The following is a 16,949-nucleotide window of genomic DNA, read 5'->3' as shown; positions in this document are numbered from 1 at the left end:
ATGGGACCACAGTCTATCTCAGCCAAGGTCGACATCGATATGCGAGATGGCGTTTGATTCCGAAAGGAATGCGTCAATACCGACAGACAGCGCATCGAGATTGTCGTGAGTCTTGCGGATCTTTTCGGCAAGGTCCAGTGGGTCGACGAGCTGGCGAAACTTGTTCTGCTGGTACGCCTCGGTGATCGTGTTGACCTGGCTTGGGTCGAGGTTCTTGCTGTCCTTATTGGAGAGGGCATCGAGAACCTGCGTCGTCTTGAGCTGCGACAAGGCCCGGTGGATGGTGATTTCCATATCTTTCCCTCCTGTTTCATCTCGTTATCTTTACTAGTTATGCTTATTTTTTATTATATCATAAAAGAAGATATATCTGCAATGACAGATAACGAGATACGGGAAACTATCGTTAGGCATCCGCCTTTTCACGGAGATGATGGTTCTGTGTTTCCTTCATGAGCAATGCTACGATGAAAAGGCAGAATTCAAATGCTACGACGATGATGTCGAGAGCAGCCACATGACCGAGCGTCGTCGTCAGGAAGCCCATGAGCGGGCCGGAGAAAAACGAGAGGAAATAACTCGATGCGCCGACAATGCCGGTAGCTAGACCAATCTGGCTCGTGCTGACACCATCTTGGGCAATCGTGTAGCCAAGCACATAGATGGCATGGAGACCAATGCCCATGAGTCCGCCGACAATGTAGAGGATGATGGATGTCTGCGGGATGACATGGAAAATCAGGAATGCGCAGAGAGCGTTGAGCCCTGAGAGGAAGATGATGGTCGGCTTGCGGCCAAAGCGGTCAGCAAAGAAGCCGAGCACAACACCGCTGAGTCCGCCGATCCCGTAGATAGCACCGAAGAAGGAACCGGCTTCCGTGGGGCTGAAGCCCTTGTAGGTCATGAAGAGGTACGGGCCCATCGAAGCGAAGCCCCAGTACGGGATGATATTGAGAATCTGGATGAGGACACCGAGCCAGACAACTTTATTGAAGCCGACCGTGCGAACTGCCTCGACGAGATGAATGCGTTTGATGGCCGTCGAAGTGTCAGTGTATTTCTTCTTGAAGCCGAAAATCAGCAGCAGGCCGAAGATGACCGTAACAAAGCCCATATGCGTCAGGCCGATGCTCCAGTCGCCTGTGCGTTCCAAGCTCCATCCATAATAAGTCGGGCCGACATAAGCGCCGATGGAGTAGAACGTCATCATGAGTCCGTTGAGCATAGCGCGCGCAGCTGGGAAGATCGAGCCGGCCACCGAGTACATGACGATGTTCCAGCATCCTTCGAAGATACCAAAGCAGACACGCCAGAAAGCCGCTCCGACGAAGCTAGCCGAAGTCGTGACACAGGCCGTCATGCAGCCGAGACCGACCATGCCGAAGATCAACATGCGCTTGCGGCCGAAACGGTCAGCCAGATAACCTGCGGGAATATCGATGAGTGCCTGTCCAAGGGTAAAGATCGTGCCAATCGTGCCGAGCTGTACAGCAGTCAGCGACAGCGAGGCAGCAACTGCCTTAAGGCCAACGCCGAAGGATAGACGGTTGGCCGAGTAAAAAGCATAGCCGAGTGCCAGCAGAAACAGCTGGAACCAGAGGATCTTCGGTATCTTGAGAGGGTTCTTTTGCTCCATAATACATGCGTCCTTTCTAGATGGATAAATGAATATAAGAAATAATGAAATTGATGTGAGATTGTTTTGTATTATAACACTTACAGTAGGAATGTAAACACAAAATCGCAAGAAAGTACATTGTTGTTTTAGGAATAGACAAATCAGGAGAAATATTGAATGAGTCTGATAAAAACATACAAAAGAACAATAAAACAGCAAGAGGCTAACCGATTCGAGAATATAGCCGTTGTCATAAGGCTTCGTCGTCAGTCACACAAAATTAGCTAAATAGAATACCATAAGAACACACGCCATGCTGAACCATACTTTCAACTTCCCATATATTAGTTCCGATAAGTATCAAAACTCTGCGAGCACCCTGCCATCCCAAGCTGCACAGGGGATGAGAGAATGTCGATGAGTGTTTTCCGATATTTTTCCGATGTAGCGGCGATTTTATCGGAAAGCAACATTTATGCGGCTTTGCAGTATTTGAGTGATAAATAGGATTGTATCCTAAACACCGATAGGCTATAATAGGAGTAGGAGGCGAGCAGCATGAGTGTGATTCTCGAGCAGCTGATACAGCGGAGAAAGGAACTGCATATCTCCCAGAAGGAAGTGGCCAGACGCATGAAGACGGGGCAAACGACGATTGCTCGTATTGAGACTGGCGCCCGCTCGCCGAAACTGGAGACAGTCGAACGATTTGCCCAAGCTCTGGGATGCGACATCGTCCTGAAGCGAAATGATTGACATTGCTAAGGCAGACCAGAGTAAATGGAGAAGGGGGCTTTTGTATGAGAATCGATGAAATCAAGATACCGCAAGATCCTGATGAGCGCGAGTCTTTCCTGGCATCCTATGCCGTAGAGCTCGACCACCAGAAAGCGCGTGCGCTTGGCCTTCCGCGCTACTATGTGAAAGATGGGTTCTTAGTAGAAGAACGGAACGGTCAACTCCGGAAGATTAAACCCATCACGAGGAATCCGCTGGATGAACACCATTAAACGACCCGAGGTCGTGGTCTTTGCTGGACCGAACGGCTCCGGCAAAAGCACCATCACACAACTCCTGAAACCCATTGGCATCGACTACATCAATGCTGATGACATCAAGCGGACGACTGGCTGTACCGACCTTGCAGCTGCTCAGGCTGCCACAAAGCTCCGTGAGGAACACGTCGCGGCAGGTAAGCCATTTTGTTTTGAGACCGTCATGTCGACGGACCGGAACCTCAATCTCATTCAAAATGCAAGCGAGAAGGGATTCTTTATTCGCACCTATATCGTGCTCACATGTGACAGCGCCATCAATGTCAGCCGCGTACATGGCCGCGTGCAGTCCGGCGGCCATGACGTTCCCGTCGAGAAAATCATTTCCCGCTATAACCGTTCGCTGAAGCTCATCAAAGACGTCGTTGCAGCATCCCATGTTTGCAATATCTATGACAATTCATCCCAGTATCCCGTCCGCTTCTTCAACAAGAAGGTTCATACTTGCTTCTATGAAGAGAACCTGTTCTGGAATTTGGCATCCATTCAAGAACTGACTGGCATTCAATTCATGCAGACAAGACTGCTCAATCTGCATAATCCCTTCACAAAGTTAGACTTCGCCAGTCATCCTACGACCTAATGCATCTCATCAGAGATTTGACAGTTGAATATCTGTCTACGAAAAAAGCTCCCACAAGGGAGCTTTTTGATGTTGATTGCTGTTATCTGAATGGAGAGAATAAATTAGTTTTTAGATCTCATTTCCTTCTGGAGTTTGGTGACGAGTTGTCTGAGATCACTTACATCCTCAAATTTCGCACACCTGAAACCCTTGTGAGATAAGGCTCTGTCGGGCTTTCTGGTACCTATCATCGTCACATCATGCACACTGTTTCAAGCACTTTCCCCATAGATCGGGCAGTTTTTCCACGAACAGATCGAGTAGCTGGTTAATCTGCTCTTTGTCAAGAATCTCTGCTTCCTTAGTGCAGTCCATCAGCAGGCTCAGCAATGCGGCCAAAGCGTCCAGATAACGCAAGTCTTCCAGCTCATCTATCGTCAGGTATGACGTCGTAGCCGAGCTCGTGGATCTGATGCAGAGATGCCGGTAAGCAGAACCGCGAGTCAAACAGGACGTGCTGGGCTGGAACACCCGCCTCGCGCGCTTCCTGCACAAGGTCAGGACTACCTCTGGGGCCTTGCACTGTGTCAGCTTACGCTGCTTGCCGGCATCCGAGAGGTTGTTGAGGGATGCGTCCGCTTTGAGGCTGTTGATGGATGAGAAGCTCTCGCTCATGGACGAGACGCTGTCGAGCGTACTCGTAACCGATTTTGCGAGATCCGAGATGGTATCGCCGAGAGTGTCGCGTCCCTGAGATTGGTCAGGCGCGTCCCTTTGCTTCCTTTCATCGTGACGACATCTTTCTTACTCATATTGTCATAGGCAAGAACCTGCCCGAGGACTGCTGCATCCGTGTCCGACGTGCCGGCCTTACCGAAATGAAGCGGTGCGGGAATCTCTGATAAAGCCTTATCATAAAAGGCGTAGAGTCATCCCTAGATAATCTGGATAATATAGTTGTGTGAAACGCAGGGAAATTACTTCCGATTTCAGGTTATCATGCGACAAAATAGGCACTCATTTCTAGGGCAATTTTGATGAAAATTTAGTGTCATATGTGATATGAATCTGGAAAATGAACTGTGGCACTTGACATGCCTTTCCGATATTTTTTCCGACATTCGGGCAAATTTTCTTGGATACGAGAAAATTTATGACATGTCAGACACAATAGAGAAGATTCGGGAATTGAATTTAAGAGAAAGCAGGAGAGCTGTACGGACGATGAGAATCAACCAAGCAAGCTGTCATAAGGCTTTTTCGTTAGTCACAAAAAATTGGCCAAAGAGAAGACTATCCGAACACATACAATGCCAGACTATGCGTTTAGCATTACATAAATTACTTCCGATAAGTATAAATTATCGGAAGTTTTATTTTACCCTAAAATAGCTTAGATCTTGAACTATCTTGTTATATTTCAATACCAATGGTAATACCGATAATATCCTTGTAATACCTAAATAATACCAATAAGTTTATGGTATTACTAACAAGTCATCCTGATGATTATCCTGATAATTATCAGGATGACTGCAGCCTATCGGTTTCCAGATGCAGACAGAATGCAGACAAAAAGCCCTGCATGATCTCGATTCATGCAGGGCCATATATGGCAGGTACTGTGTATTTTATCTATTTTAGATGTGCTTATTTAGATGTGCTCATATCTGTATATCAGCATGGCTGGCCGTCTTTGAACCGGGCCATCATCTCGTTTGTGAGGCTCCAGTCGTCTGGTTGCAGGACGACATCTTCTGGCTTGGCCCAGAATGCGCGGCTGAGCTCTTCGTGATCCATCTGGATCTTGTCGTCACCATCGAGGTCACAATAAAATCCGGCGAGGATGTCGGCGGCGCTGCCCCAGGGCTGAGATTTGTAGTAGCGGATGTTCTTGACCTTGAGGCCGACTTCTTCGGCGACTTCGCGCTGGACGGTCTCTTCGAAGGTCTCGCCAATCTCAGTGAAGCCTGCGATCAGTGCATAGTAGGTCGCATCGTTGTGGCTTGATGCGTAGCGCGTCAGGAGGATCTTGTCGTCGTGCAGGACGCCGACGATGATGGCCGGGTTGATGCGCGGGTAGATGACATGGTTGCACGCGGAACAGCGCAATGCCCTCTCCTTCGTGTCGAGGACGGTCGGATGACCGCAGACGCCACAGAAGCGGTTGGTCCGGTACCAGCCATAGAGATGCAGCGCCGTGTAGAAGGCATAGAAGCTCGGCAGCTTGGCCTCCTTGTTCTGTCGGATGCTCTTGATGGGCTCGAAGTCGAAGCCGTCTGGTATGACGGGCTCAGCATTGCCGAGCAGCAGGAAGAATGCCTTCTTGCCAATCGTGAACAGATAGACGCAGCCCTCTGGGCGGCCGAGCTGGGCAAAAGTTGGGAAAAGCTTGCCCTCGTCCTGGCGCACGAGCACGTTGCGGTCTTTGAAGACGAAGACGACGCTCTCGTCCGTCGGCTCAGCTGACGGCTTATACTGGTTATCGAGTTTTTTCGGTGCAATATCTTGAAGCATGGCATATCCTTTCATGCAGTTCATGTAGAATCGTCAATAATGTGTGTCAGGGCTGGTACCAGCTCCGTCCCTGCTCATCAGCTGGTGTCGTCGGCGCGGAATGGCCGGAGAGCAGCAGAGTCTTTGGCGGCAAGGTCAGGATCCGCTCGCGGATGCCCCTCAGAAGGGCCTGTTCATCGCCGCCGTACATGTCGGTGCGGCCGTAACTGCCCTGAAAGATAGAGTCGCCGACGAAAGCGGCTTCATCCGCCTTGGTGTAGTAGATGACGCCATCAGCCGTGTGCCCCGGCAACTCGAGGAGTTCCAGACAGAAGGCCGGCTTCTCCTTGAGTGCGATGATGGCATGGTCTTCGAGGTAGGTGACGTCACTCAGTACGATGGGCTCGTCGGTCTGGGCCGAGAGATTCCAGACGGGATTCTCGGCATAGAGCCTCCCCTTCTTGCCCATATAGACCGGGATCTTCAGCGTCTCCTGCAGTTCGCTTACGGCGCCGATGTGGTCGAAGTGGCCGTGCGTCAATAGAATGGCCTCGATAGTCAGCCCCTTCTCGCAGATGAGCTCGAGCAGTTTCCCAGCCTGAGCGCCGGGGTCTATGAGAAAGCCGTGTTTCGTCTCGTTGTCGGCGTAGATATAGGCGTTGGTCGGGATGTATTTCGTGACAGTTGCCTGCAAGATCATGCATATCGCCCCTTTCTTGGTCTGGATGGTGGTCATTCCGGAAGGCCGTAGATGGTGTTGAGCATCGTCGTGCCGCTCGCCGTGCGGAAGACCTTCTCGCGGAACGTGGTCAGGGCTTTTGGGGAAAGACCGTCTTCGTAGGCATTGACCAGGAAGTCGGCCTCGAGCAGCAGCTGATAGTCCGCCCCATCGACATCTTTGTAGGTGTGATGATGGCCAATCAGGAAGCAGATGCGCTCGATCATGTCTTCGGGGATGCCAGAGACATTTTCGAGCAGCTCGCGTGCAGGCGCGGGTCCCTCCTTCTCCTGATAGATGCCGGCAGGGCTGCCGTATTTTGCCTCAGCTGCATGGATGCCAATGTCGTGCAGAATGGCGGCGAGCTCGAGCGTCTGCTGGACCGCCGAGGGCAGTCCCTCCTGACGGCCGAGCAGGGCGGCATACGTGTAGACCTTGAGGAAATGCTGGATGCGCTTGGCGTCGCCGGCATCAAAGGCGATCATCGCCTGCAGGACTTCATCGCGTTTCTTGGCAAACTCTGCTTCGTTCATGGGTTTCATAGGGGTCCTCCTGATCATGGGTAGCTAAGGGATGGTTTATTGTGCAACCGCAGCCTGCGCTCCTGCTGCAGATGGTGTAAGCTCTGCTTCCTGCTCGAAGCCGTAGTCGAGCAGGGCTGCTGCCTCGCTGAAGCGCGTCTCGTCATCGTCGGAATGCATGACAACGGCGATGAGCTCTTTGCCGTCGCGCTTAGCCGCTGCGCTCAGGCAGCCGCGGGCCGCGCTCGTCCAGCCGGTCTTGATGCCGGTGCAGCCTTCATAAGTGTCGAGCAGCTCATTCGTATTGATACAGTACGTCGTATGGCCCTGCGGCACGATGTAGTAGATATTCTTGGCCTTCGTGCCGACGATGCGGCGGAAGGCATCGTTGTGCATGGCATAGGCGGCAATCTTGCCCATATCGCGTGCCGTCGAGTAATGGTCGGCATCCGGCATGCCGTTCATGTTGACGAAATGCGTATGCGTCGCGCCGATTTCCTGCGCTTTTGCGTTCATCATCGCGGCGAACGAGGCCTCATCCCCACCGACTGCCTCTCCGACGGCCGTAGCAGCACCGTTGTCGGAGATCATCATCATCTGCTGCAGGATGTCGGCCATGCGCAGCGTGTAGCCTGGATAGAGGCGCGTGCACTCGACGTCGGCGGCATTCGCGCTGACGGTGACGAGCTGGTCCGGGCTGCTCTTCTCGAGCGCGAGGATGCAGGTCATCATCTTCGTCATGCTGGCCGGATACTCGCGTTTATCCGCATTTTTCTCGTAGAGCACCTGCCCCGTCGCCTCGTCGATGACGATGGCGGCATCTGCCGTGATGTCCGGTGCGGCAGCCATGGCCACAGCTGACCAGACAAGCAGCAGCGCGAGGCTCAGCAGGCTCACATAGATTTTCTTGCAAGATTTCAACATAAATAAAGGCTCCAATCCGTCCCTGTTTTACGGCTTTACGGCTTTACAGCAAGCCTGCCGCAAAAGACTCTTCTTCTGCATTATATCCTCATCACTGGGTGGCGTCAAATTCTTGTCCCCTATGCCTGCAAGAAGTAATTCCTATTTATTTTCTCATTATTTCTTTTAATGTTTGTCAAATACTTTCCCTTTCGAACATACATATGATATAATAAAAAAGGATAAAAGACAAAACGATATTGATTGTATCGAGCTTGTTTGCATTAGATATAGATATATAGATGAGGGGGATTCATTATGCGCAAGACGAGAAAATCAAGTGATCGCCAGAAGGAGATTTTCCAGTTCATCAAGGCTTTCCTGTTGGAGAAAGGCTACCCACCGTCGGTGCGGGAAATCGGCGAGGCTGTCGGACTCAAGTCGAGCTCGACGGTGCACGGCTACCTTTCACGCCTCGAAGCCAATGGCATGATCAAGCGCGATCCGACGAAGCCGCGGGCCATCGACATTCTCGATGAACGCCCCTGGCGCCAGAATGTGCCGGTGCCGATGCTCATGGGCATCCATAAAGGGGCTGCCCTGTTCAGCGAGAGGAACATCCGAGATGTTTACTCGTTCCCGCAGGACATGCTCGGCACCCACAAGAAGACGTACCTGTTGCACATGCCAGATGATGGCCTGCAGCAGGCGGGCATCGCTGAGGGCGATGTTCTCTTCATCACTCCGCAGGAATTTGCCAATGATTTCGACCTCGTCGTCGCGGAGACAGAGGGCCGCACGCTCGTCCGCTACTTCCGCCAGGACGAGGATGGCACTTACCTGCAGAGTACAGCTGAGACGGCCGACAGCACGGAGCCGTGCAAGAATGCCGTTACGATTGTCGCACGCGTGATCAGTGTCTACCATCGGATTTAAAGATTTTCAGAAATTCAAGACGTCATGAAAAGACGCCTGTCCGTGAAGATTGCTCTTCCGGACAGGCGTCTTTTTATATTTCTTATGGTTCTATGAAGTTACTTGTCTGTATCGAGGTCGAGGACGGCCTGGGCGGCGCCCATGATGCCGATGATCGCGTGCTCGAAGGTCAGGCCACCCTGCAGGTAGACGTTGTAGGGCTCGCGCAGCGGGCCGTCGGCGCTGAACTCAATCGATGCGCCCTGGACGAAGGTACCTGCTGCCATGATGATCTTGTCGGCATAGCCCGGCATGTCCCAGGGCTCCGGCGCGGCGAAGGAGTCGACCGGCGAATACTTCTGGATACCGCCGCAGAATGCGATGAGCTTGTCGGCACTGCCGAGCTCGATAGCCTGGATGATGTCGCCGCGCACTTCCGTCGGCAGCGGCAGCGTCTTGTAGCCGAGCTTGGCGAACATGCCGGCCGCGAAGATCGCGCCTTTGATGGCCTGCGAGACGACGTGCGGCGCGAGGAAAAGACCCTGGAACAGCAGGCGGTTGTTCGAGAGGCTGGCGCCGAGCTCATCGCCCATGCCCGGAGCCGTCAGGCGGTACGAGGCGAGCTCGACGAGATCGTCGCGGCCGACGATGTAGCCGCCAGTCGGTGCGATGCCGCCGCCGGGGTTCTTGATGAGCGAGCCGGCCATGATGTCGGCTCCGGCCTGCGTCGGCTCCTCGTAGTCGACGAATTCGCCGTAGCAGTTGTCGACGAAGCAGATGCAGTCGGGCTTGATGCGATGGACTTCCGCCGTGATGGCGCGGATGTCCTCGATGGAGAGCGGGCTGCGCATGCTGTAGCCGCGCGAGCGCTGGATCTCGACCATCTTCGTCTTGTCGGTGATGACGTCCTTGATATGGGCCATGTCGACTTTGCCCGCGACCATCGGCAGCTCGTTGTAGAGCACGCCGAATTCCTTGAGGGAGCCCGGGCTCGGGTTGTCATAGCCGATGACCGTCTGCATCGTGTCGTACGGCTTGCCCGTCAGCGAGACAAGCTCATCACCGGGGCGCAAGATGCCGAAGAGCACGGTTGCCAGGGCGTGCGTGCCCGAGACGAACTGCGTGCGCACGAGCGCGCGCTCCGCGCCGAAAATCTTGGCGTAGAGCTCCTCGAGCTTGCCGCGGCCGATATCGTCGTAGGCGTAGCCCGTCGTCGTGTTGAAGTGTGCGTCGGAGACGCGGCATTCGTGCATCGCGTCGAGGACCTTCAGCGTATTGGCCTCCGCCACATCTTCGATGTGTGCGAAGAGCGGCTCAGATTCCTTGAGGACCTCGCGTTTGAGATCGGTGATTTTCTTGGAGAATGACATGGAAATATTTACCTCACAGTCTATTTTATTGTTAGAATTATTTTTTGTGGATTTCATACGGCTCGAAGCGCGCTCGCTTCGATGCGGGCAGGCTGACCTTGACGCGCGTGCCCGTCTCGCAGTAGTCGGTCTCGCGGACAGCGTGGAGCTCGTGCAGCTCCGTCAGCAGACGGCCCTGTGCAAATGGAATCAGCAGCTCCATCTGGACCTGCTGCTCTGAAAAGAAGTGCTCAATGAGCTGCTGGAGCGCAAGGAGATTGGCCCCCGTCCGGGCGGAGACGCAGATGCCCTCGCGGCCGTGCAGCATCATGGCCTCCTGCGCGGGTGTCAGTCCCTTCCTCGCTTGCCCCGGTGCCGCATCGGGGACTGCAAAGCGGTCGGCCTTGTTGAAGACGTAGAGCGTCGGCTTGTCGACGGCATCGAGCTCCTTGAGGACCTCGACGACCGACTCGATCTGCTGCTCGTAGTTCTCGTTGCTGCAGTCGACGACGTGCAGCAAAAGGTCAGCTTCCTGCACCTCTTCGAGCGTTGCGCGGAATGCCTTGACGAGCGTGTGCGGCAGCTTCTGGATGAAGCCGACGGTGTCGGTCAGGAGGATTTCCTGCTTCTCGGGCAGCACGAGGTGACGCGTCGTCGGGTCGAGCGTCGCGAAGAGCTTGTCCTCGGCGAAGACCTCGGCTCCCGTGAGCTTGTTGAGCAGCGTCGACTTGCCCGCATTGGTGTAGCCGACGAGGGCGACGAGCGGGATGCGCGAGAGCTTGCGGCGCCGGCGGTGCAGGTGGCGGTTCTTCTGCACGGCGTCAATTTGTGCCTCGAGGTCGTGGATACGCGCGTAGATGCGGCGGCGGTCGACCTCGAGTTTCGTCTCGCCGGGGCCGCGCGTGCCGATGCCGCCGCCGAGGCGAGAGAGCACGAGACCCTGTCCGCCGAGGCGTGGCAGGTTGTACTGGAGCTGCGCGAGCTCGACCTGCAGCTTGCCCTCCCTCGTGCGGGCGCGCTGTGCGAAGATGTCGAGAATCAGTGCTGTGCGGTCGATGACCTTGATACCGAGCATCTGCTCGAGATTGTGCTGCTGCGACGGCGTAAGCTCGTCGTCGAGGATCAAGAGCGTCGCATCGCGGTTCTGGACTTCCATGGCGATCTCGGCGACTTTGCCGCGCCCGAGGAAGAAGGCGGCGTCGGGCTTCTCGCGGCGCTGGATGAACTTGCCGACGATGACGGCGCCCGCCGTGTCGGCGAGCCGCTCGAGCTCGGCCATCGACTCGTCGATGGGCCAGAGCGTCTTGCCACAGTCGAGGCCGGCGAGCAGGGCGCGCTCCGTCTCGTCCGCCGTCGTCTTCGTGCTACGGGCGCTGAGCTTCTTGTTGACGACCGTGATGAGATACGTCAGGTTGATCATGTGCAGCGCGCGCTCAGGCAGCGGTCCGACCGTGCTGAGCGCCTCGGTGCCGTCCTCGGCCACATCGCCCGTGAAGAAGCCGAGTGAGCCGACGATCTCCCCTTCTCTATCCGCGCGAAAGCCGATCGCGGCCATGCAGTCGAAGCGCAGGCGGCGCAGCGAGGACAGGTCGGGCTCGCTGAGGCGCGTGTCGCCGCTCGGATGCGTGTGGATGCAACGGATGCCCGTGAGCTTCCCCTCGGCGCGGCGCGACTTGAACTCCGGCAGGTCGACCGTGTCGGTATCGCCGACGGACACCTGCAGGACTTTGCCCTGACGATTCAGGTAGACGGCGACTTCGCGGCCGAGCAGATGTGTGACTTCGAGCATCTCGCTGTTGAGTTCGTGCGTCGAGAGCTGGCCAATCGGCACGGTCTTCTCGTAGAGCCCCTCGAGCCGCTTGACGATGTGCTGTTTGATATTCTGGATGTCTCCATTGATCTGCATAGGATACCTCATGGCGTCAACCGCGGTTGACGATATTCGAGATGTGCTTGAGCGTGATGGACAGCGTGCCGTCCTCGTTGTTGTTGAACTCGATGAACTCCGTGTTGTCGAAGTAGTCCGTCGGGATGGTCAGTTCGATGCCCGTGTCGGTCTTGAGCTTGTGGCGGCTGACCCTCTTGAGCGTCGCCTCCAGGTCCATCTGGACGGGCTCCGTGATGCCCGCATCGCGAATGGCCGTGTCGAGCTCCTGCTGCATGGCGGGATTGTCGTGGAAGATCTCCTTGCCCGCCTCCTGCAGGTCGAGTTCCGTCCCCTTCTGCATCGTCTCGGCCACGTAGCTCTTGACGGCGGCTTCCGTTGCCACCTTGTCCTGACCGAAGGATTCGGCGACCTTAGCAGCGGCCTTGCTGAGGTTCTTCATCGCCTCTTTCGGCGACGGCGTCAGGCTGCACTCTAAGAGCACCTCCGGCAGCACGATGACGGGGTTCCCGTCGAGCGTGTACTTCTTGGCCGCCGTCTTGATCTCCTTCGTCTTGCGATTCACGAAGGCGAATTCGTCGATCTTCTGTGAGAGGTTCGGCATGATGGAATAGTGGTTGATGATCTCGTTCTGGATGCCGTTCTCCGTCTGGTTGACCTGATGTGTGAACCCGATGTGGCTGTTGCTGCGCAGGATGACGAGATACGGGACCTCGTCGATGCTGACCGCTGCGACGATGACATCGGATGACGGCATCTCCTCGGCGTGCGTGAAGGCATCTTCCAGCGTCTTGGCAATCTGCTTGCTGAAGTCGATGAAGCTGAGCTCACCCGCATCATACGACGCGATCTGCTTCAAGAAGGCGCTGTCGTCGTAAAACGTGCCCGGCTTGGCATCCTGGCTGCCCCAGGCCCGCTCGATGTGCTTCAAAAGCCAGGTCTCGATGCTGTCCTTGACGGGCAGTTCCGTGTCGGAATAGACCGTCACGCCGGAGTGGAAATCGAGGATGTGAAGGATGGCCTTCTCGATGATGATCATTTCTGTTCCTCCGCTTCTTTCGCTGTTTGACTATGCTCCTGCTTGGCCTGACGCAGGGCGGCTTCTTTCTCGGCGCGCGCACGGACTTCCTGCAGGCGCGGCACAAGGCAGGTCTGCAGGCGCTCCTCGAGCTCCGGCAGGGTATTCGAGTCGAAATCGTAGTTGACGTCCGGGATGTTCCAGATGCGCGCCTCGCTGAAGAACTCGTCTCGGTAGATATTGAAGTAGACCGTCACGCTGCTCTCGAGCGAGAAGTCGACATAGTCGATGATGATGTAAGAGCCGTTGTTGATCTTGACGGGATAGGCCGGCCGGATGAAGAGCGAGAAGCCCTCGAGCGTCTCCGGCAGCTCACTGCCCGCCTTCCACGTGAGGATCTCCTTCTCGCGCACGATGCTCGAGACGCTCGCCGGATCGAAGGTCTCGAGCTCCGCGAGCAGGGACTCGAGCTGCGCTTTGAGCAGCGCTTCAAAGACCACAAAGTCGGCCGTGATGAACTCGATGCGGCAGAGCTCGATGAGGCCAATCTTGATGCGCAGCTTGTACTCGTGCGTCTCCTCGTGGAAGTAGGCCGTCGCGCTCTTGTGCAGCGTCTCGCTCTCATACGTGAAGATATCGTAGCAGTCCCCCGCCGGCTCCCCGATTTTTCGCAGAGTGAAGCCATGCCAGCTGCCTGGCAGCTCCTCGAGGTATGCCCAGCCTGCGAGCTCCTCTCGTACCTTCTCGATCGTTTCCTCTTTCATCCGTTCCCCGCCCCCTCATGCTACCAGAGATGATGTTGACAACTCTTTATTATAAGGCCATCAGCCCAAATTTTCCACAAGAAAATCTTTCTACATCATTCCTGACGGTAGTGGTTGTAGTTTTTTCGTTGACATCCGTTCAAGAGTAGGCTATACTAAGTTTGATTTAAGGCATTGGTGATGCAATTACTACGATATCACATCACCAGAGAAAATACGATAAAGCAAAGGAGAATCGATATGGGTATTCAGGAATCGCTGGCCAAGCGCCGCACCTACTACAACATCAACAAAGAGCTGCCGGTCGCCGAGGCGGACGTCATCGCGCTCGTCGAGAACACGACGGAACTCGTGCCGGATGCCTTCAACATGAAGAGCGCCCGCGTGATCGTCGCGACGAAGGAAAAGCAGGATGCGCTCTGGGATGCCATCTACGATGCGTTTGGCGGCAAGGTCGCGCGCGAGAAGATCGACAGCTTCAAGGCCGGCTACGGCACGCTGCTCTACTTCTACGACGAGGATGTCGTCAAGGGCCTGCAGGAGCAGTTCCCGCTCTACGCTCCAAACTTCCCGATCTGGGCACAGCAGGCCAACGGCATGCTGCAGATCAGCATCTGGACGGCGCTGCGCGAGCTTAACATCGGCGCCAACCTCCAGCACTACAACCCGGTCATCGACGAGACGGTCAAGAAGATGTTCGGCGTGCCGGACTCCTGGAAGCTCATCGCCCAGATGCCGTTCGGCGGCATTGCCGCTGAGCCGCAGGCGAAGGACAAGGAAGACATCAAGGCCCGCGTCAAAGTCTTCAACTGAATCAAATAAATAAGCACATGAAAAAGCTCCGCAGCATGCGTATCACTGCGGAGCTTTTTGTTTGAGAGAATGCCCTATCGCGTCGCTTGCCGGTGAACCGGCACTGTTCCGTTGCCCGATGCGATAGTTCCCAACGGCTTCTCTCAGAGGCGGGCCCATTCGCCCGTAGGACCCGTCTGGCCCAACAAGAAAGGAGTTGCAAGGACTATGCGATATCCTTACACTATTACTATAACAGATAACTCAGGAAAAAGCAAGAGCAAAAACTAGCGAACGCGAAGAACAATGCGTATCAATCAATCCTCCAGCAAGGCCTGCAGGCCTGCTTCGTCGAGAATCGTGATGCCGAGGTCCGTCGCCTTCTGCAATTTGCTGCCCGCCGCTTCCCCGGCGACGAGGTAGTCGGTCTTCTTGGAGACGGAGCCCGCGACGCGGCCGCCGTGGCTCTCGATGAGCGCCGCAGCATCCTTGCGGCTCAGGCTCGGCAGGGTGCCCGTGATGACGAAGGTCTTGCCGGCGAATTTCTCGTCGACGAGGCCCGTATCCTCGAGCGTGAAGTTGACGCCTGCCGCGCGGAAGGCCGCGAGGATCTTCTGGCTCGCGGGGTCGTTGAAATACTGCACGATGGCCTTGGCGCTGATCTCGCCCATATCGCGGACCTCGAGGATCTCCTCCTCCGAGGCCTTGGCCAGCGCATCGATGGAACCGAAGTGCAGCATGAGTTCACGGGCGGCCGTGCGGCCGATGCCCGGGATGCCGAGGCCGGTCAGCAGGCGCTGCGGCTCATTCTCCTTGCTCGCCTCGATGGCCGCGAGGACCTTGTCGGTGTTCTTCTCCTTGCCGATGATGCCCTTCTCAATGAGCTCTTCGCGCTTCCCGCCCAGTCGGTAGAGGTCGGCAATCGTCGCGATGAAGCCGTCCTCGATGAGGCGGTGGATGGCCGCCTCGCCGAGGCCTTTGATGTCCATGGCCGAGCGGCCGACGAAGTTGAGGATGTGGCTCTCGAGCTGGGCCGGGCAGCTCGGGTTCTTGCACTTGATGTCCGAGGTGTCGGGCTCGCGCACGGCCGGTGCGCCGCAGACCGGGCAGGTCGTGCCGATGACGAAGGGCTCCGTGCCGGCGGGACGCTTCTCTTTGACGACTTCCTTGACCTTCGGGATGATCTCACCAGACTTGTAGACGCGCACCGTGTCGCCGATGCGCACGTCGAGGTTGTCGATGAAGTCCTGATTGTGCAGGGTCGCGCGCTCGACCGTCGTGCCGCAGAGCCTTATCGGGTCGAATACGGCCGTCGGCGTGATGCGGCCCGTGCGTCCGACGGAGAGCTCGATCTTGCGGATGACCGTCTCCTTCTCCTCGGGCGGGTACTTGTAGGCAATGGCCCAGCGCGGCACCTTGGCCGTCGCGCCGAGCTTCTCGCGGTCTGCGAGATTATTGAGCTTGACGACGGCGCCGTCGATATCGTAGGGCAGATTGCCGCGGTTTTCGCCGATGGCCGTGATGGCCTGCCAGACCTCGTCCGCCGTATGGCAGACCTTGTAGCCGTGGATGACCTTGATGCCCTGCTTCTTCATGAAGTCATACGCCTCGGTATGCGTCGTGAACGTGCGGCCGCGGGCTGTCTGCAGGTTGAAGATGAAGAGCGAGAGATGGCGCTCCTTCGTGATGCGGCTGTCGAGCTGCCGCAGCGTTCCGGCCGCGCAGTTGCGCGGATTGGCGAAGGGCTTGAGCCCCAAAAGCTCCTGCCGCGCGTTGACGGCATCGAAGGCTTTCTTCTCCATGTAGACCTCGCCGCGTATCTCGAAGTACGGCAGCTTGTCCTTGAGCTTCTTCTTGACGTCGTGGATGACCTTCGCATTCTCGGTGACGTCCTCGCCCTGCACGATGCCGTCGCCGCGCGTGATGGCGCGCACGAGCTCACCGTCCTCATAGCGAAGTGCCATGGAGAGGCCGTCGATCTTCTCCTCGACGACGAACTCCGGGGCCTCGAGCTCCTGCTGCAGTTCCTCGACAAAAGCGAAGATCTCTTCCTTGCTGAAGACATCCTGCAACGAGAGCATCGGCACATCGTGCTTGACGAGCACGCCGGCCGTGCGGCGCGCCTGCCCGCCGACGACCTGCGTCGGCGAGTTCTTGGTGATGAGCTCCGGATACTTCGCCTCGATGGCCTTGAGCCGCAGCATGAGCTGGTCGTACTCGTAGTCCGAGATCTCGGGGTTATCTTCGTTGTAGTAGCGGTTGTTGTGGTAGCGGATGGTCTTGCGGAGCTCCGTCAGCTCTTTCTTGACCTGCTGGATGGATTCAGGCGCATCGTTCTGTGCCATGCAGA

17 protein-coding genes are annotated in these 16,949 nt (G+C 56.1%); 5 read left to right on the top strand and 12 right to left on the bottom strand.

Annotated elements, in window-relative coordinates; all coding sequences use genetic code 11:
• Positions 1-18: 18 nt before the first annotated feature.
• The gene (locus MITSMUL_RS03280) at positions 19-294 is read right to left on the bottom strand and encodes a hypothetical protein (RefSeq protein ID WP_005839927.1); all 276 of its coding nucleotides are present in this window, start codon (positions 292-294) and stop codon (positions 19-21) included.
• A gap of 112 nt (positions 295-406) precedes the next feature.
• Positions 407-1,636, bottom strand: a complete 1,230-nt coding sequence (locus tag MITSMUL_RS03275; RefSeq protein WP_005839926.1) for an MFS transporter — start codon at positions 1,634-1,636, stop codon at positions 407-409.
• A gap of 540 nt (positions 1,637-2,176) precedes the next feature.
• Here MITSMUL_RS03275 and MITSMUL_RS03270 point away from each other — a divergent pair.
• Genes MITSMUL_RS03270 through MITSMUL_RS03260 form a run of 3 tightly spaced genes read left to right on the top strand, consistent with a single transcriptional unit; the run spans position 2,177 to position 3,256 of the window.
• Entirely contained in the window at positions 2,177-2,374 is a 198-nt protein-coding gene (locus MITSMUL_RS03270) for a helix-turn-helix domain-containing protein (RefSeq protein WP_005839923.1), read from the top strand.
• A 44-nt stretch (positions 2,375-2,418) separates the two neighbouring features.
• Positions 2,419-2,628, top strand: a complete 210-nt coding sequence (locus tag MITSMUL_RS03265; RefSeq protein ID WP_005839922.1) for a hypothetical protein — start codon at positions 2,419-2,421, stop codon at positions 2,626-2,628.
• Positions 2,615-3,256: an ATPase gene (locus tag MITSMUL_RS03260; protein ID WP_005839921.1), complete on the top strand. Its 642-nt coding sequence runs from the start codon at positions 2,615-2,617 to the stop codon at positions 3,254-3,256. The genes MITSMUL_RS03265 and MITSMUL_RS03260 overlap by 14 nt, the downstream gene beginning before the upstream one ends.
• Before the next feature lie 240 nt (positions 3,257-3,496).
• Here the strand turns inward: MITSMUL_RS03260 and MITSMUL_RS03255 are convergent, their stop codons facing one another.
• The 5 genes from MITSMUL_RS03255 to MITSMUL_RS03235 all read right to left on the bottom strand — a co-directional run bounded on the left by MITSMUL_RS03255 (position 3,497) and on the right by MITSMUL_RS03235 (position 7,897).
• Positions 3,497-3,913, bottom strand: a complete 417-nt coding sequence (locus MITSMUL_RS03255; RefSeq protein WP_005839919.1) for a hypothetical protein — start codon at positions 3,911-3,913, stop codon at positions 3,497-3,499.
• 1,002 nt (positions 3,914-4,915) lie between these two features.
• Positions 4,916-5,755: an NAD(+) diphosphatase gene (gene nudC / locus MITSMUL_RS03250; protein ID WP_040635384.1), complete on the bottom strand. Its 840-nt coding sequence runs from the start codon at positions 5,753-5,755 to the stop codon at positions 4,916-4,918.
• Between the two features lie 46 nt (positions 5,756-5,801).
• The gene (locus MITSMUL_RS03245) at positions 5,802-6,434 is read right to left on the bottom strand and encodes an MBL fold metallo-hydrolase (RefSeq protein ID WP_040635383.1); all 633 of its coding nucleotides are present in this window, start codon (positions 6,432-6,434) and stop codon (positions 5,802-5,804) included.
• A 32-nt stretch (positions 6,435-6,466) separates the two neighbouring features.
• Positions 6,467-6,994 (bottom strand): HD domain-containing protein, encoded by a 528-nt coding sequence (locus tag MITSMUL_RS03240; protein WP_244944619.1) that lies wholly within the window; start codon positions 6,992-6,994, stop codon positions 6,467-6,469.
• A gap of 36 nt (positions 6,995-7,030) precedes the next feature.
• A complete protein-coding gene (locus tag MITSMUL_RS03235; RefSeq protein WP_005839907.1) occupies positions 7,031-7,897 on the bottom strand; it encodes a D-alanyl-D-alanine carboxypeptidase family protein in 867 nt (288 codons plus the stop codon).
• A 297-nt stretch (positions 7,898-8,194) separates the two neighbouring features.
• On the opposite strand from MITSMUL_RS03235, the gene lexA reads away from it, so the two are divergent.
• Positions 8,195-8,812, top strand: coding sequence for a transcriptional repressor LexA (lexA, locus tag MITSMUL_RS03230; protein ID WP_005839905.1), 618 nt, complete (start codon positions 8,195-8,197; stop codon positions 8,810-8,812).
• Positions 8,813-8,910: 98 nt separating this feature from the next.
• Here the strand turns inward: lexA and MITSMUL_RS03225 are convergent, their stop codons facing one another.
• Genes MITSMUL_RS03225 through MITSMUL_RS03210 form a run of 4 tightly spaced genes read right to left on the bottom strand, consistent with a single transcriptional unit; the run spans position 8,911 to position 13,807 of the window.
• Positions 8,911-10,161 (bottom strand): methionine gamma-lyase family protein, encoded by a 1,251-nt coding sequence (locus MITSMUL_RS03225; RefSeq protein WP_005839903.1) that lies wholly within the window; start codon positions 10,159-10,161, stop codon positions 8,911-8,913.
• Positions 10,162-10,198: 37 nt separating this feature from the next.
• Complete coding sequence (gene hflX / locus MITSMUL_RS03220; protein WP_005839901.1) at positions 10,199-12,046, bottom strand: GTPase HflX; 1,848 nt, start codon at positions 12,044-12,046, stop codon at positions 10,199-10,201.
• Between the two features lie 16 nt (positions 12,047-12,062).
• Positions 12,063-13,064: a nucleoid-associated protein gene (locus tag MITSMUL_RS03215; RefSeq protein WP_005839899.1), complete on the bottom strand. Its 1,002-nt coding sequence runs from the start codon at positions 13,062-13,064 to the stop codon at positions 12,063-12,065.
• Positions 13,061-13,807 (bottom strand): hypothetical protein, encoded by a 747-nt coding sequence (locus MITSMUL_RS03210; protein WP_005839897.1) that lies wholly within the window; start codon positions 13,805-13,807, stop codon positions 13,061-13,063. The genes MITSMUL_RS03215 and MITSMUL_RS03210 overlap by 4 nt, the downstream gene beginning before the upstream one ends.
• A 240-nt stretch (positions 13,808-14,047) precedes the next feature.
• Between MITSMUL_RS03210 and MITSMUL_RS03205 the strand changes: the two genes are divergently transcribed.
• Positions 14,048-14,620 (top strand): nitroreductase family protein, encoded by a 573-nt coding sequence (locus MITSMUL_RS03205; protein ID WP_040635382.1) that lies wholly within the window; start codon positions 14,048-14,050, stop codon positions 14,618-14,620.
• A gap of 296 nt (positions 14,621-14,916) precedes the next feature.
• Here the strand turns inward: MITSMUL_RS03205 and ligA are convergent, their stop codons facing one another.
• Complete coding sequence (gene ligA / locus MITSMUL_RS03200) at positions 14,917-16,944, bottom strand: NAD-dependent DNA ligase LigA (protein ID WP_005839894.1); 2,028 nt, start codon at positions 16,942-16,944, stop codon at positions 14,917-14,919.
• Positions 16,945-16,949: the final 5 nt, after the last annotated feature.

It is taken from the genome of Mitsuokella multacida DSM 20544 (assembly GCF_000155955.1).
Lineage (GTDB): Bacteria > Bacillota > Negativicutes > Selenomonadales > Selenomonadaceae > Mitsuokella > Mitsuokella multacida.
This window is presented reverse-complemented; position numbering and strand designations above follow the sequence as displayed.

Coding starts and splice junctions, on each gene's coding strand:
- MITSMUL_RS03280 (WP_005839927.1), bottom strand. CDS start 294: ATGGAAATCACCATCCACCGGGCCTTGTCGCAGCTCAAGACGACGCAG.
- MITSMUL_RS03275 (WP_005839926.1), bottom strand. CDS start 1,636: ATGGAGCAAAAGAACCCTCTCAAGATACCGAAGATCCTCTGGTTCCAG.
- MITSMUL_RS03270 (WP_005839923.1), top strand. CDS start 2,177: ATGAGTGTGATTCTCGAGCAGCTGATACAGCGGAGAAAGGAACTGCAT.
- MITSMUL_RS03265 (WP_005839922.1), top strand. CDS start 2,419: ATGAGAATCGATGAAATCAAGATACCGCAAGATCCTGATGAGCGCGAG.
- MITSMUL_RS03260 (WP_005839921.1), top strand. CDS start 2,615: ATGAACACCATTAAACGACCCGAGGTCGTGGTCTTTGCTGGACCGAAC.
- MITSMUL_RS03255 (WP_005839919.1), bottom strand. CDS start 3,913: ATGAGCGAGAGCTTCTCATCCATCAACAGCCTCAAAGCGGACGCATCC.
- nudC (WP_040635384.1), bottom strand. CDS start 5,755: ATGCTTCAAGATATTGCACCGAAAAAACTCGATAACCAGTATAAGCCG.
- MITSMUL_RS03245 (WP_040635383.1), bottom strand. CDS start 6,434: ATGATCTTGCAGGCAACTGTCACGAAATACATCCCGACCAACGCCTAT.
- MITSMUL_RS03240 (WP_244944619.1), bottom strand. CDS start 6,994: ATGAAACCCATGAACGAAGCAGAGTTTGCCAAGAAACGCGATGAAGTC.
- MITSMUL_RS03235 (WP_005839907.1), bottom strand. CDS start 7,897: ATGTTGAAATCTTGCAAGAAAATCTATGTGAGCCTGCTGAGCCTCGCG.
- lexA (WP_005839905.1), top strand. CDS start 8,195: ATGCGCAAGACGAGAAAATCAAGTGATCGCCAGAAGGAGATTTTCCAG.
- MITSMUL_RS03225 (WP_005839903.1), bottom strand. CDS start 10,161: ATGTCATTCTCCAAGAAAATCACCGATCTCAAACGCGAGGTCCTCAAG.
- hflX (WP_005839901.1), bottom strand. CDS start 12,046: ATGCAGATCAATGGAGACATCCAGAATATCAAACAGCACATCGTCAAG.
- MITSMUL_RS03215 (WP_005839899.1), bottom strand. CDS start 13,064: ATGATCATCATCGAGAAGGCCATCCTTCACATCCTCGATTTCCACTCC.
- MITSMUL_RS03210 (WP_005839897.1), bottom strand. CDS start 13,807: ATGAAAGAGGAAACGATCGAGAAGGTACGAGAGGAGCTCGCAGGCTGG.
- MITSMUL_RS03205 (WP_040635382.1), top strand. CDS start 14,048: ATGGGTATTCAGGAATCGCTGGCCAAGCGCCGCACCTACTACAACATC.
- ligA (WP_005839894.1), bottom strand. CDS start 16,944: ATGGCACAGAACGATGCGCCTGAATCCATCCAGCAGGTCAAGAAAGAG.